This is a genomic window from Bacillus sp. LR_5 (assembly GCF_042709275.1).
On record NZ_JAVAXX010000613.1, the window covers coordinates 1 to 1,137 of the forward strand.

Annotated in this window: 1 protein-coding gene; it reads right to left on the reverse strand. The window is 34.5% G+C overall.

The window, feature by feature from the left end:
• On the reverse strand, positions 1-1,137 hold a 1,137-nt coding region (locus RAC86_RS38955; RefSeq protein WP_377886985.1), incomplete at both ends, for a putative PEP-binding protein.

Consider the following 1,137-nt stretch of genomic DNA (forward strand, 5'->3'; position numbering starts at 1 on the left):
TGAGCACTTGCAAATAGTGAAAATAAAATTCTGTCTGGCGGAGTAGAAACATAATTTAATCCATGAGGAGCTGCGTTTTTAGATAACCATTTGACTGAATGCCAAGAACCAGCTATCTCTCCACCTAAACCCATTAAATATTCTCTTCTATTTGATAATTTTAAAAGTTTAGTACGTCTCAGCCCTTGTACAATTGCTTTTCCAACAATTTGTTCATTAATAATTTGGAACGGGCTACTAGGCATTATGTTTAACTTAACGTATTCTGGAATAATAGACTTGGCCGAGTCTGCCCTATTCATATTGAGACATGCTGCAGTAAAATCGTTTCCGCCAAATAAGGCACCATTTAGCTCTATATCCTCTCCCTTAACATCAAGAATATCTTCTAATACATGAAAAGCTCCTGATGTTTCAATCATTATAGATACTCCACGTACTAAGTCTTGAATTCCATATGACTTCACAAGCTTCTCAAAAATTTCTACAAACATAGAGACTTCCTCCGGAAAAGTAACCATTGACAATAGAATTTGTAAATGAACATTTACACCTTCGTTATATGCTTTATGTGCTGCCCTAATAACTCCTTCCGACCAAATTTGGCATATATCTTGTCTTTGAACGGTAACTCTTACTCCTCGACAACCATGATATGTTTCCGATTCATTTGCTAGAATTTTAACGCGATCACTCACAGCCTTTTCGTTTAAATTATATTTTTCAGAGAAACTTTTTGTATCAAAAGCTTTTGTAAAAATCATATTGTAGGGCATACATAACAATCTAACAACAGCAATCTCACCTGTACCTACTTTGAATACGTCATAGACCATATCAGTGAATCTTTGTAAATACTTATCTCTATACTCTAGGTAACTTTCTCCTACAATCTCTTCACCAAGAAATATTATTCTCATTAAATCAATGTCACTAGTTTGATTCCACATACGTTCATCTCTTAATAACCCTAACCCGTATCTATTAGAATTACTTTGCAGGCAAACCTCACCATTTACAACTGATATGTCACTTCCATACATCCTGGTAAGAGTCATAGTTCTAGTAGTATGAGCTGTTGATAACACCTTGAGATTTGAGATATTGTATGCTTCTTCTAATAATTTTTTAAAGCCT